The organism is Brucella sp. NBRC 12950 (assembly GCF_030268145.1).
GTDB lineage: Bacteria > Pseudomonadota > Alphaproteobacteria > Rhizobiales > Rhizobiaceae > Brucella.
In genome coordinates this window covers 122,368-135,000 of record NZ_BSQC01000016.1, presented here as the reverse complement: position 1 = coordinate 135,000, position 12,633 = coordinate 122,368, and the positions used below count along the sequence as shown (strand labels likewise).

Below are 12,633 nucleotides of genomic sequence, written 5' to 3'. Positions count from 1 at the left end.
AAGGGGAACCGGTTGCACTGCCTGATGCGGTAACCGCCGAACGTGCGGCCCGTCTTGCCAAGGTTGCAGAAAAAGCGGCAGCTGAATCCGGCTTTGATCTGCCTGTCTATATTGTCGGCACGGAAGTTCCGATCCCGGGCGGCGCGATGGAGGAAATCGAAGATCTGGAACTAACCAATCCAGATGCAGCGCTTGAAACCATCGCCATTCATCGCAAGGCTTTCGCAGCCCTTGGTTTAGAGGATGCATTTTCTCGCGCCATCGGCGTTGTTGTGCAGCCGGGTGTGGAGTTCGGCAATGAAAACGTTGTCTATTACGACAGCGACAAAGCGACCGCTTTAAGCGGCGTTCTCAACGAAACTCCGCAATTCGTCTTTGAAGCACATTCGACCGACTACCAGCCGGTTGAGGCCCTGTCGGCTCTGGTTCATGATGGCTTTGCCATTCTGAAAGTCGGACCGGGCCTGACGTTTGCGCTGCGTGAAGCACTCTACGGCCTTGATCAGATAGCGGCATTCTTAGACAAACTGCCAGAAGAAGAGACAGTTCGTGGCAAGCTTGAGAAGTTGCTTCTCAACGAGCCCAAGAACTGGGAGAAATATTATCATGGTGACGCAGAAGAGCTGCGTCTTCAGCGCCATTTCTCCTATAGCGACCGCATTCGCTATTATTGGCCGCATCCAGAAGCCATAGCTGCCGTCAATTCGTTGCTAAAGCGTCTGGAAGGCCGCAACATTCCTGAAACGCTGATTAGCCAGTATCTCGGCACGCTCTACCCGGCCGTCGCAGCTGGCAAGGTTGAAGCCACGCCACATGCACTGATGGTCGAAGCCGTCAGAAACGTCATCCGTGTCTATGGAAAAGCCGTCGGAACGCACTGATAGTTTCGTTAAACCAGTAAAAAGGCGGCCTTGCGGCCGCCTTTTCTTTACGCAGCCAGTGTAGCCATATCAATGACAAATCTGTAGCGAACATCGCTTTTCAAAACGCGTTCATAAGCTTCGTTGATATCCTGAATTGCAATCTTTTCTATTTCAGAAACAATATTGTGCTTACCGCAGAAGTCGAGCATCTCCTGCGTTTCCTTGATCGACCCGATCATGGAACCAGCGAGACTTTTACGACCTGGAATGAGTGAGAAGGCATGAAGCGGCACCATGTCTTCGGGTGCACCAACAACAACCATTGTTCCATCGACTTTCAGCAGTCCCAGATAGGCGTTCCAATCCACTGCCACACCGACGGTGCAGATGATTAGATCGAACGTACCGGCAAGTTCACTAAATGTTTGCCCATCGCTCGTTGCATAATAGGCGGTTGCCCCCAGCTTCAAGCCGTCTTCTTTCTTTGAGAGCGTCTGGCTCAGAACCGTCACTTCTGCGCCCATCGCGTTTGCGAGTTTAACGCCCATGTGACCGAGCCCGCCCATTCCGACAATGGCAACTTTCTTGCCCGGGCCTGCCTTCCAATGCCGCAACGGCGAGTAAAGTGTTATACCGGCACACAGAAGTGGTGCCGACGCGTCGAGCGGCAAGTTATCCGGTATCGACAACACATAGCCTTCTTTCACAACAATCTGGTCTGAATACCCACCTTGCGTGCGGGTTTGACCATCCGCGTCTGTGCTGTTGTAGGTCTGGACCAAACCTGGCAGGTAGTGCTCATTGTCCAGATCTCTTGAAGCACAACCGACGCAAGAATCGACAAAACAACCGACACCGACCTTATCGCCAACCTTGAATTTTGTAACGTTGGCGCCGACCGAAGTCACGACACCAACAATCTCATGTCCTGGTACAATTGGATAAACAGCGTTTCTCCATTCGTTGCGAACAGTATGAATATCGGAATGACAAACGCCACAATACTGGATCGAAATCACCACATCATCGACATTCGGCTCACGACGCTCGAACGTGAAGGGTACCAGCGGCTGATCGGCATCGGTAGCGGCATAGCCTCTTGCAATCGCCATAATAAACTCCAATCATTATTTGTCATAGGGGAGGATCGAGACGATTGAATATGAACTAGTCTTGTGAAAATCGTTAGACCAATCCTACGTGCTTCTTGCACAATCCTGCAAAAATTAACGGCAAAGACTGACAGCTTGGATACTTCGGTCTATATATATCCTGGTCAAAACAAGAAGTGGCAAGAGGACAAAATGCGGTCGGCAGCACAGGCATATAGCGAGCTTGCATCGCTGGCAGCACGATTTATTGGCGAGGACGGCGAAATTCAGACTGCGGTCGACGGACTGTCGCTCAGCCGCCGTACCTCACCTAGTACTCCTTGTCATGGTAGCTACAGGCCCTGTCTCGCACTCGTTATACAGGGCGGCAAATCGCTGCAGCTTGGCTCTTCGACGATCAACTACGCGACGGGAGAATATCTCGTCACGTCGCTCGATTTACCCGTGACCTGGCGGGTTTCGGAGGCGAGCATTGAAGCGCCCCATTTTTGCATGTCACTCGCCATTGACAGTGAGAAGCTCGTGACACTGCTGGCAAAACTGGACATTCGCCGCCAAATCATCCCCAACGCAGTCGAGCGGGGGATCGCTGTCAACGCCGCGCCTATCGAATTGCTTGAAGCCGCCATCAGACTGTTGAGCCTTCTCGATAAACCGAACGATATTCCGATCATGGCCCCGCTGATCGAACAGGAAATCCTCTACAGACTTTTGACGGGTCCGGGTGGCGAGCGTCTCATCAATATCGCAACCATTGATAGCCACGCGAACAGGATCGCTCGTTCAATCGGCTGGCTGCGGCAGAACTTTGCCCTGCCCCTTAGGATTGATCAATTGGCAGAATACGTCAACATGAGCACATCCTCATTCCATCATCACTTCAAAGCCGTGACAGCGATGTCACCGATACAATATCAAAAACAATTGAGATTAACGGAAGCGCGTCGTTTGATGCTTGTAGAAAGACTTGATGCGGGCACTGCAGGCCACCGTGTCGGCTATCAAAGTCCCTCCCAATTCAGTCGTGAATATAGTCGTCTTTATGGAAACCCTCCCGTTCGCGATATTGAAGCAGCATGATTGCGGATGGACTTTTAGAGCATCGGGCGCTAATCATGCAACACACCCTGCTGCTTTGAAGAAGTTTCGGCACTCTTGTGGTGAAAACAGATCGCAAACGGCACCGATTGCCTTCCACAGGTCGTCATAGGTTCGCGCTTTGGCCTTTCGCAACCATGCTTTGAGTTTGGAAAAGGACTGTTCTATTGAATTGAGTTCTGGTGAGTATCGGGGCAGGAACAATACCCATGCACCACGTTCACTGATGGCCTTATGCGCAGCCCCGTTCTTGTGAACATTGAGGTTATCCCAGATCACGGCATCGCCTTTGTTGAGCATGGGCGCAAGTTGGGTGCGTAGATAGGTTTCGAAGATATCACCATCCATCGCCCCGTTGGTGACAAAGGGTGCGACCAGTTCGTTTGCGCTTCATCGATCCTCATCCCTTACAAAGCTGATCTGATCCATCATGCGAATGATTGGGAATCCGTCAGCGTCAATTATGCCTGTATCTACCGGCTCCGGATCATGTACTGTCTGTGACAGCCTATCGAGTGCATTTGCTTCATACCAATCCATGCGAGGGCGGCGGAGAGACACATAGCGAGGCATTGTCAGTATCCAAATGAAAAAGCCCCGCGTGAGCGAGGCTGTTTAACGTGTTCATTTATTATTATTCGTACACTTTTATTCTTGCATGCTGCCTATTTTTCGTGTACATAAATTCACATGAAGGTCGTATGGGACGAACCAAAACGCGAAGCCAATCTTGCCAAGCACGGCATGGATTTTGCATCGCTTACTATTGAGTTCTTTGAGAACTCCAAGGTGCTGCCAGCCAAGAATAACCGGCTTCAAGCTATTGGCCGTCTTGCAGATGGAACAATCGTTGTGATCTTCGTAACCCTCGGCACAGAAGCGCTCTCAGTAATTTCAATGCGCCCTGCCCGTAAGGATGAAAGGAGCCTGATCTAATGGCTATTAAATTCAGACCTAAACATGCAGAAGAACACGGCTATTCCAAGCAGGATTGGGACGCCGTATCCGATAACCCAACGATTACAAAAGAAGACATGGCTAAAGCGAAGCCATTCAAAGAAGCACTCCCTGAGCTATATGAAAGCATCCAGCGGTCCAGAGGCAGACCAAAAGTTGACAACCCGAAAGAGGCTGTAACCCTTCGCCTTGACCCTGATGTTGTTGCGAAGTTCAAAGCCAATGGCAAAAACTGGCGCGCCAACATGAATGATGCTCTCCGTAAAGCCGTAGGCCTATAACCAAACCCCGCTCAATGGCGGGGCTAGCGCGTGGGGCGTTTAGTTTGAATCTTTAAAGAGGGTGATATTTGTTGGTATTTCGCCCATTTGCCATTGATGATTCACTGGGTCAGGAGGAAAGGCTATGTTCCAACAAGCTTATTCACTTGATCTGCGCAAGCGTGTGACCCGTGCGATCGCTCAAGGCAAATCCTGCCGCGCAGCTGCAGAGAAGTTTGAAGTATCAGTAGCCACTGCGATACGCTTTCAACAGCGGCTCAAGCGGACAGGTTCGTTGCAGCCTGGACCGATCGGACGACCACTTGGTGGCGGTAAACTTGAATCTTTCCGAGCGCAAATTTTTGGCAAGGTAGAATGCCAGCCGGATATCACCATGCCAGATCTGGTAGTTTGGTTGCTTGAGCAAACAGACCTTTCGGTTGACCCATCCAATCTGTCGAAGTTTCTTTGCAAAGCCGGTTATACTTATAAAAAAACACTGATGGCCTCAGAACGCGGTCGTTCCGACGTTCGGCAGGAGCGTGACGCGTGGCACCGCTATCGCCTACCCGCGATGCAAGCTAATCCTGCGCGACTGATATTTGTCGATGAAACATCGGTCAAAACGAATATGACGCCCATCAGAGAACGCAGCCCAAAAGGCGCGCGCCTTGTAGCAGATGCACCATCCGGACGATGGAGTACGCAGACTTTCATTGCAGGTCTGCGCTTTCACGAACTGGTCGCACCCTTTGTCATCAACAGGGCGATGGATGGTGATATCTTCGAAACCTATCTACGCACCCAACTTGCGCCCATGCTCAACAAAGGCGATGTCGTGATGGGATAACCTCAATGTTCACAAGAACGGGGCTGCGCATAAGGCCATCAGAGAACGTGGTGCATGGGTATTGTTCCTGCCCCGATACTCACCAGAACTCAATCCAATAGAACAGGCCTTTTCCAAACTCAAAGCATGGTTGCGAAAGGCCAAAGCGCGAACCTATGACGACCTGTGGAAGGCAATCGGTGCCGTTTGCGATCTGTTTTCACCACAAGAGTGCCGAAACTTCTTCAAAGCAGCAGGGTGTGTTGCATGATTAGCGCCCGATGCTCTAGTTGGCCTGCTAAACACTGAGTTGAGAGACATGTGATTATCACGGAGCCTCCGCCCGGTTGGCAAGTTCGAGCATTCCGCAATCTACGATGGCTATTGCCTGAACAACAAAAAGAGGGAGAGCCGCTCCTCCCGTGGCGAGCGATCGTGGTGTCTCTGCTCGTCAGAACGGAATGAGCTTACTGGCACATGTCAACGGGAATCCGGGTATGGTGAATAGTAATTTGGATTCTGCGCCTGCTGGATTCCAATTTGCGTTGCCAGATTGCCCCGTTTCAAAATGGTAGAATAATTACACGTAACGTATTTCCATCGCGCACGCCTATCCCAGCGGCAAAGCAGCGACAACCGTAACTTTGGATGCAACAAATATGTTCAGATTTATCTTTCGGGTCGCCGTATAGGCGATGCCCTCCGACAGATCGACACAAATATCGTCGTAGTTCAGTATGATCCGGTCAAGTGGGTAGACTGCTTTATAGACGGCTTCCTTCACACAGAATAATATGCGGTCAGCAAGAGCTGAGCTGTCATATTGACCGCAAATATCTTCCGGTGTTCTCACCAGCGAGATTATATCATCCGGTAAAGGAACTGCAGTTTCGATATCAATTCCTAGACCCAGATAGTCTTTGCTCCGACCTATGACAGCGACGGCCATTTCGTCATCATGGGCAAGTGAACCAACAACCCCGTTTGGCCAAAGAGGCTCACCGGTGGGAGACCTGAGAACCGAAAAATTATTGAACCCAATCTTAGCCAAAATCTGCCGTGATAGTTCGCGCGCAGCGCCGCTTGCATCAAGTCGTTTCGTATTGTTGGCAGGAAGCGATGATTTTTCCTCAGGCTTGAGAAGCATCCTGTCATTTAACTGGATTGATCTCCGCCCCAAGAGCACTTCGCTTGGAAAACAAGGGGTTAATCCAAGCGACGTGATCGAACTATCCTTCAAGGCTCATTCTCGCAATCATTTCATCATCTTCATCAAGGCCAATTTCGACAAATCCAGCTTGCGCGTATAATCGGCTTGCTGGCAAATTCTCAGGATCATAGCAGACGGACACCGAATTAATTCCGCCAAAAGCACCGATTTCAGCAAGAAGGGCTCGCAACGCAACCTTTCCGTAACCTAATCCTTGAAACGACTTGTCGATCATGAAACGGTAGAGTTGCGCTGTTCCGGGCTCGCTGGTGGCATCATACATTAGAAAGCCCACCAAGCGTGCATCCGCCAAAATGGCTCGCGGCCTTGCATCCTCGTCTTCGTCTGCCTCTAGTAAAGATTCAATGTTGCTGGCAACCCAATGGATTTGTTCCACACCTATCTTCAATGCGGAAACCTGCGACCGATTTTCATCAGTCACAGGCACAAGTCTGACGTTATTTCCCGCTGACGCCACCTTTTTCAACTCACGACCTTTTCTTCGTCATCGCAACACTACCCTTCTTATGAAGTTTTCCCGCATGGATGACATCTTTTATGACGATGCCGTTCTCATCCACCGGCACAACGAACCGGTTCAGTTTCGCAGGATTTCCACGCCAAACTGAGTAAGCTTCCAGCACTTCGCCTTTCATCACGAAGGAATCCACGTCCACAATAGAACCCTCTCCCATTACAACACCGTAATGCACAAATGCCGATGGGCCTAAGGTGCAGCCGCTACCGATACGGATAAAGTCGGATTTGAAAGCCCCCTCCTCTAATGAGTGAGGTTGAATAACCGACCCTTCATTGAGGGTCGCATCGTCACCGATTTCAACAAGTGAGCGCTCTGTCAAATTGGCTCCCCCGTCATAAATGCGTTGTCCTACCTTCACACCGAGCATTCTCAAAATGATCGGACGGAACGGCGTCCCCGCAAAGAGTTGTGTTATCGGAGAATCTGACAGTTTCCAATGGCGTTCATGTCGCCAGAACGCTTCGTCATAGATCGTCGTCATTCGTGGCTTGAGCCCTTTGAAGCCCAAAGAAAGTCTCTCGATAATAACATAGAACGGTATCGCAATTCCGGAGGTTAAGACCACGGCTGCAAAAAGTGCCTTATGTGTCCATGCATCATAGTAGTTGAGCGCACGGTCCCAGATCGCAATCGTCACAAATAACATCAACCATTGGCTCGCCAAAAACATCAATCCAGTCCGAAGATTGTGAAAGTTCTTGCGGTGTAGGCGGCTGAGGCGATCTTGTTCATTGATGTTAGCAATGAGTTCCTTATCTCGATTAACGATGCGTGGTATCTCGAACGATGGTGATCCCAACAGACCAACATTCTCACGGATAGCACCATCGATCGGCACCATCACCTTCGTTCCCAACAAGCAATTGTCACCGGTACGGCCATCTGGTGGGTAAAAGATATTGTTTCCGAAGTAATTGCGCTCACCGATTTTGGTATGCTCAAGGCGAAATGTTGCCGCCGACTTGTGCATGTTGATCATAAACAGCCCGTCAGACACCATTGTCTGAGTACCGATTTCGCAGAGAAGGGGGTTCTCTTGTTGTTGGTTGGTTCCGAAATTCGAGCCAGTCTGCACGACTTTATTTAGGTTCCATCCGATCGCCCGCATGTAATGGACGATGGCTGAACTGTCGCCAAATAGCAAATTGAGAAGACGCGAATTTCCGCTCAACTCCACCATCGACTGCAACCAGTAATGAAAGCCGTAAAGGGTGTAGGTACGGTTGGGCTTGAGCACAATGCTGACAAAGCGTGGTACGACGACGGCGGCAATCAGTGAGACTGCGATCGCTCCAAATAGTGTAACAGTCGTACCTATCGCCACGATCCCGATCGTTTCCTGATAATCGTCACTCACATTCTGCCAATAACTATGAAAAAGCAGAGGAAATGGCGTAATAAGAGTGAACAAACCGACAAGCTGGACGATTTCAAAGGCAATACGACGCGTTTTCGACAAGGTGATGCTGCGAACCTTGCAATATTCAGCGTCCGTCGGCGTTGCTGGCGAACCATGCCAATGCTCACCGTCCGGGATGTATTGACCGCGCTGGAGGGAGGAAGCGTGTCCCAGCTGCGATCTGTTCCCCATCTTGGTGTCGATATCCAGGGTCGACCCCACCCCCACGAATGCATCGTTTCCGATCGAAACGGAACCCGTATGAATATAGCCGCTTTCCGCGCGGTAGCCTAAAATATTGGATTCTCTACGCAATATTGAGTTTTCACCGATGGAAATCAGGTCTGTACATACAGGAATTGCGCGACATTCAATGGCGGTATTTCGACCAAGCTTAGCACCCAAAAGCCGCAAATAGAGACTGTAAAGCGGATTGCCACGAAACAGGACGACTGGTGCGGTCCTTATTAGCGTCTTTACAACCCAGAAGCGGTAATAACGCAAGCCCCAGATTGGGAACTTCTCTTCTTTCCAACGGCCGATGAGCAACCACTTTGCTGCGACTGCAAATCCAGTCATTCCAAAGAAGGAAGCACCGGCGAGCACGACGCAGCGGAAATATAGTTGGAAGGGCTCGTCAAGTTTTGCGTAGACCCAATCAAGGCCCTTGTCGAAAAACATTAGTGCGATATAGCTGTATACCGCATAAAAAGCGAGCTGCGCTGCACCACAAGTCCAGTAGATCAGGTTCGAAGCTTTATGCGTAACGCTTTGTTCGGTGACGGAAGCTACGGTCTGTTGTGGAAGATGAAGGTGTTTGGCAAGACCTGCAATAGATGGATGCAAGTAAATATCGCGCATCGATGCCATTTCCCATCCTTGTGCGGTGCGTAGCCGGGCACAAAAGCGGGCCATTAACAGTGAATTGGCGCCGAGATCGTCAAAGAAATTGTCCTCGACGGAGACCTCATCCAGATTGAGTATCTCGGCCAAGGATTGCGCCATAAACCGCTCATCGTCGTCGCGTGGTGAGACAATGCTGCGTTCAGCAGATAGACGGACGTTCGTTGGTTTTGGCAGCCGACGAAGATCAGCCTTATTTGCGACTGTCATCGGGATTGCGTCGAGTTCCTCCAGATAGGAAGGAACCATGTAAGAAGGTAAGCGCCGTTTTAACTCGCGTGCAATATCCGCACGGTGAACGGATGGGACCCCTGATTTTTGAGCATAGTAAGCAACAAGCTCGACACGACCTGGTTCCACCTCCCAAGTAGTGACTGCGGCCTGGCCAATTGAAGGATCGTCGAGGAGAACCGCTTCAATCTCACCAAGTTCGATGCGATATCCACGGATTTTGACCTGCGTGTCAATTCGCCCCCGGTATTCAATTTCGCCATGCTCATTGATCCGGCCAAGATCACCAGTTCGGTAAATTCGCTTCGAGGGATTATTTGGCAAGCCTATAAAATCGGGAATGAATTTTTGTTCTGTAAGATCTTGTCGGTTCAGATAACCGACAGCGAGCCCTATTCCAGCGATACCAATTTCACCCAGCTCATCTGGACTTGTCAGTTTTGGTTCACTTGGATCAATAATGACGATTGAGTAGGTTGGCAGCGGCGTACCGATTGTTACAGCTTTGTCGGGTCTCAGAACGCCCATCGTCGCTGTGACTGTTGCCTCTGTTGGACCGTAGGTATTCAAAAGCAGGCGCCCGGGCTTTGTCCAACGGGCGACCAGGTTTAATGGGCAAGCTTCACCGCCCACCATCAGCAATCGAAGTTTAGGCACATCGCTTTCGATGGATGACAGCAATGTCGGACTGCATGCCATACAATTGATGTCATTTATGCGCAGAAAATCTGCTAGTTCTTCTCCAACCAAAGTCATTGGTCCCGGAGCCGGTATCACTGTCGCACCGGCAACAAAAGGAACCCAGTATTCCTCCGCAGAGAAATCAAAGGCAATCGTCATTCCGTGATAGACGCGATCGCTTGGAGTATAGCCATATGATAGAGCTGCAACGCGGAGAAAATTGCAGAAACTTTGGTGACGGATGGCAACGCCCTTTGGACGACCAGTCGTCCCGGAGGTGTAAAGTATATAACAAATCTGGTCAGGATTTGCTGTTCTCTCCGCCACATCGAGCCGAGCGCTTGAATATTGGGAAATCTCAACGGAGCAATTATCGACCAAAAGATGAGGGACCGGCATCGTATCCACTCGCATGCTATAGGCATGAATGGAGATAACGAGCTTTACTTTGGCATCCTCGATGATGAGCGCCATACGATCGTCAGGAAAAGCAGTGGCAAGCGGAACGTAAGCTGCACCAGCTTTCATGACGGCCAACAAAGCTATGTAAGTATCAGCAGACCGATCGAGCAGCAAACCAATCCGGTCACCCGGTTGAACACCGCGTTCAATTAGCAGCCGCGCAAACTGATTGGAGCGTTCGTCCAGCTCTTCGTATGTCCAGCTGCGCCCGTCAGCAATTACAGCGCACGTATCGGTATATTTGTCAGCAAGCTCTTCAAAGAAAAGATCCAGCCGCTCGTCAATCAACGCAGGCCGTGGAAAGTCGGCTCCGAGCAAAATCTGCTGCCCGTTACCAACCCTGTTTGGACCTGCCTCCTGTTGGGCGTTTTGGTAATCGCTTAATTCATTCGCATTCTGTGTTGCTGGAAACTTGTTTGATCCAGCATCATCAATACCATGGCTCATATTTCTTACTCACTGACCGAAGGTCGCGCATCGCCGGGCATTCGTACGCGTTAGCTTAGACACCTGGGTTCCTCAGGTATGGTCTATCGTCGGACTGTGCACAGCGGCTCATAGACCGCTTTTCGCGGCTAGCGCTGTATCAAATTCTAGAAAATATGAAAGTGACATTATCTTTACTAACAACATTGCCTGGACGGTGTTGCAGATTGGTACGGAACTGTCTGACCGTGTTCGTATGAGTGGGTTGTCGTTCATCGAAAACGACCGTCAAGAGCCAACAGTAAACCGTGAGGAAAATACTGCTCCACGGGTGCGACTAGGACGCGCAGCAGTTTATGACTATGTGCTCATATGATCGGTGATACAGAAGGTTGCAACGACACAGTTGCTTGTCGGCTGTATGTCCCTTGCCCAGGAAAGCAGATGCCTCTACTGTCGGCTGCGGAGGTCGCACGCTCATTACAATGTACCAATTTCTTAAAAATCACATAAATATTGGCTGGGGTGCGTCCGTCTCCCTCGCGACACATCTTCTGCTCGCTATTCTTTTATTCTACACCCCTTTTTGGCGATCAGTTTCTGAAGTTTCTCAAGAAGTTGATGTCCAGCTTGTTCCTCCGGCAGTTCAAGAACCTGCCCCGGAAGAAGAGAAAATGTCTCAAGCGCCCATGCCGGAAGCATTCGAAAGCGCGAGCAAAGAGCAATCGGAAGAGTTGAGTGAACCGGAGCCTCTAGGTAATAACGCCGCATCGCATGTGGCGAGCCCCCTGGCACCTCAGCCGAATCCGATTGAGCGGGGCGCGGCTTTAGAACCACAGGCACAAGGCAAAGAAGCAACAATGCCTCTGACCAGCGCAACAACTGATGGCGCTGCTCACAATGCTGAGGACGGGCAGCGACCACCTTCGAGCGCAGCAAAGCCGGCAGCGGCCAATGCTTTGGATAAGCTTGAGCGAGCACGCAAGATTTACTCAAAGGACGCGTTAAACAATCCGCGGGTGAAGCAAGCACTCGGAAAGCTTCCCTTTCGGGATCGCCTGGTTCAGATTTGTGGTATCGAAGCATTAGAGCAAGTCCGTAACCATCGATCTGGATCATTTCCGGATATGCTCGCCCCTGACGGTGGCATCGTTGCTCAGAACAGCTTCACCATAAGGGATGGTGCCTTTCGTAGCAAAGGAACATGGTATTCAATCGACTTCCGCTGCCTGGTTGATGATGACGCTATGGAAATCAAGAACTTCAGTTACGCCATCGGCAAAACGATTCCGAGGGCTGAATGGAATTCACGGCAACTACCAATCGATTGATACAGGTGGAGGATCTCATCGATTGACCGATCCGGCATAACCTCGTTGGTCAACGCATCTCATCAACGTGCAAAAACAAGATCATGAGCATTTGCACCATCCCACCCCAGTTTGATGTTGCGAGATTTCGCAGCTTGAGAATGTGTCTGTTCAAGCTGCGAACACTTATCACCCAAACTTGCAGAACAATCCTTCTCCGTCGTGGCACAACCCGCAGAACTTAGCGATATTACCAGCGCGATTAGTATTTTGACTGTCTTTATCATTCTATTACTTCCGTATAATTTAATTTACGAATCCTATTGATAGATGTTTTTGGATCGATTCATT

12 protein-coding genes are annotated in these 12,633 nt (G+C 50.3%); 6 read left to right on the top strand and 6 right to left on the bottom strand.

Annotated elements, in window-relative coordinates; genetic code table 11:
* A partial coding sequence (locus QSJ70_RS23140) for a class II D-tagatose-bisphosphate aldolase non-catalytic subunit (RefSeq protein ID WP_285540014.1) occupies positions 1-881 on the top strand: 881 nt, incomplete at its 5' end.
* 47 nt (positions 882-928) lie between these two features.
* Here QSJ70_RS23140 and QSJ70_RS23135 read toward each other — a convergent pair.
* Positions 929-1,975, bottom strand: a complete 1,047-nt coding sequence (locus QSJ70_RS23135) for an NAD(P)-dependent alcohol dehydrogenase (protein WP_215780886.1) — start codon at positions 1,973-1,975, stop codon at positions 929-931.
* Positions 1,976-2,167: 192 nt separating this feature from the next.
* Here QSJ70_RS23135 and QSJ70_RS23130 point away from each other — a divergent pair, with 192 nt between their 5' ends.
* Positions 2,168-3,055, top strand: a complete 888-nt coding sequence (locus tag QSJ70_RS23130) for an AraC family transcriptional regulator (protein WP_285540011.1) — start codon at positions 2,168-2,170, stop codon at positions 3,053-3,055.
* Between the two features lie 33 nt (positions 3,056-3,088).
* Here the strand turns inward: QSJ70_RS23130 and QSJ70_RS23125 are convergent, their stop codons facing one another.
* Both QSJ70_RS23125 and QSJ70_RS23120 read right to left on the bottom strand, forming a co-directional pair.
* A complete protein-coding gene (locus tag QSJ70_RS23125; protein ID WP_285540030.1) occupies positions 3,089-3,451 on the bottom strand; it encodes a transposase in 363 nt (120 codons plus the stop codon).
* 12 nt (positions 3,452-3,463) lie between these two features.
* Positions 3,464-3,646 carry a hypothetical protein gene (locus QSJ70_RS23120; protein ID WP_285540009.1) on the bottom strand — a complete coding sequence of 61 codons (183 nt, stop codon included), beginning with the start codon at positions 3,644-3,646 and terminating at the stop codon, positions 3,464-3,466.
* A gap of 117 nt (positions 3,647-3,763) precedes the next feature.
* Between QSJ70_RS23120 and QSJ70_RS23115 the strand changes: the two genes are divergently transcribed.
* From QSJ70_RS23115 to QSJ70_RS23105, 3 genes are all read left to right on the top strand, one after another.
* Entirely contained in the window at positions 3,764-4,009 is a 246-nt protein-coding gene (locus tag QSJ70_RS23115; protein WP_285540008.1) for a BrnT family toxin, read from the top strand.
* Positions 4,009-4,311 (top strand): BrnA antitoxin family protein, encoded by a 303-nt coding sequence (locus tag QSJ70_RS23110; protein WP_285540006.1) that lies wholly within the window; start codon positions 4,009-4,011, stop codon positions 4,309-4,311. Before QSJ70_RS23115 ends, QSJ70_RS23110 begins: the two co-directional genes overlap by 1 nt.
* Positions 4,312-4,435: 124 nt before the next feature.
* Positions 4,436-5,390, top strand: a protein-coding gene (locus QSJ70_RS23105) for an IS630 family transposase (protein WP_285540004.1) whose coding sequence is annotated in 2 segments (ribosomal slippage) — positions 4,436-5,136 and positions 5,135-5,390 — 957 coding nt in all. Because the reading frame shifts where the segments join, the coding sequence is not laid out codon by codon here.
* A gap of 339 nt (positions 5,391-5,729) precedes the next feature.
* On the opposite strand, the gene QSJ70_RS23100 is transcribed toward QSJ70_RS23105, so the two are convergent.
* From QSJ70_RS23100 to QSJ70_RS23090, 3 genes are all read right to left on the bottom strand, one after another.
* Positions 5,730-6,266, bottom strand: coding sequence for a 4'-phosphopantetheinyl transferase family protein (locus QSJ70_RS23100; protein ID WP_285540002.1), 537 nt, complete (start codon positions 6,264-6,266; stop codon positions 5,730-5,732).
* Between the two features lie 82 nt (positions 6,267-6,348).
* Positions 6,349-6,771: a GNAT family N-acetyltransferase gene (locus QSJ70_RS23095; protein ID WP_285539999.1), complete on the bottom strand. Its 423-nt coding sequence runs from the start codon at positions 6,769-6,771 to the stop codon at positions 6,349-6,351.
* Between the two features lie 46 nt (positions 6,772-6,817).
* Positions 6,818-10,993, bottom strand: coding sequence for a Pls/PosA family non-ribosomal peptide synthetase (locus QSJ70_RS23090; RefSeq protein WP_285539997.1), 4,176 nt, complete (start codon positions 10,991-10,993; stop codon positions 6,818-6,820).
* A gap of 464 nt (positions 10,994-11,457) precedes the next feature.
* On the opposite strand from QSJ70_RS23090, the gene QSJ70_RS23085 reads away from it, so the two are divergent.
* A complete protein-coding gene (locus tag QSJ70_RS23085; protein ID WP_285539995.1) occupies positions 11,458-12,303 on the top strand; it encodes a DUF930 domain-containing protein in 846 nt (281 codons plus the stop codon).
* The last annotated feature ends 330 nt before the right edge of the window (positions 12,304-12,633 follow it).

Bases quoted from the DNA above. Each gene is read 5' to 3' on its own strand.
- QSJ70_RS23135 (WP_215780886.1), bottom strand. From the start codon at position 1,975: ATGGCGATTGCAAGAGGCTATGCCGCTACCGATGCCGATCAGCCGCTG.
- QSJ70_RS23130 (WP_285540011.1), top strand. From the start codon at position 2,168: ATGCGGTCGGCAGCACAGGCATATAGCGAGCTTGCATCGCTGGCAGCA.
- QSJ70_RS23120 (WP_285540009.1), bottom strand. From the start codon at position 3,646: ATGCCTCGCTATGTGTCTCTCCGCCGCCCTCGCATGGATTGGTATGAA.
- QSJ70_RS23115 (WP_285540008.1), top strand. From the start codon at position 3,764: ATGAAGGTCGTATGGGACGAACCAAAACGCGAAGCCAATCTTGCCAAG.
- QSJ70_RS23110 (WP_285540006.1), top strand. From the start codon at position 4,009: ATGGCTATTAAATTCAGACCTAAACATGCAGAAGAACACGGCTATTCC.
- QSJ70_RS23100 (WP_285540002.1), bottom strand. From the start codon at position 6,266: ATGCTTCTCAAGCCTGAGGAAAAATCATCGCTTCCTGCCAACAATACG.
- QSJ70_RS23090 (WP_285539997.1), bottom strand. From the start codon at position 10,993: ATGAGCCATGGTATTGATGATGCTGGATCAAACAAGTTTCCAGCAACA.
- QSJ70_RS23085 (WP_285539995.1), top strand. From the start codon at position 11,458: ATGTACCAATTTCTTAAAAATCACATAAATATTGGCTGGGGTGCGTCC.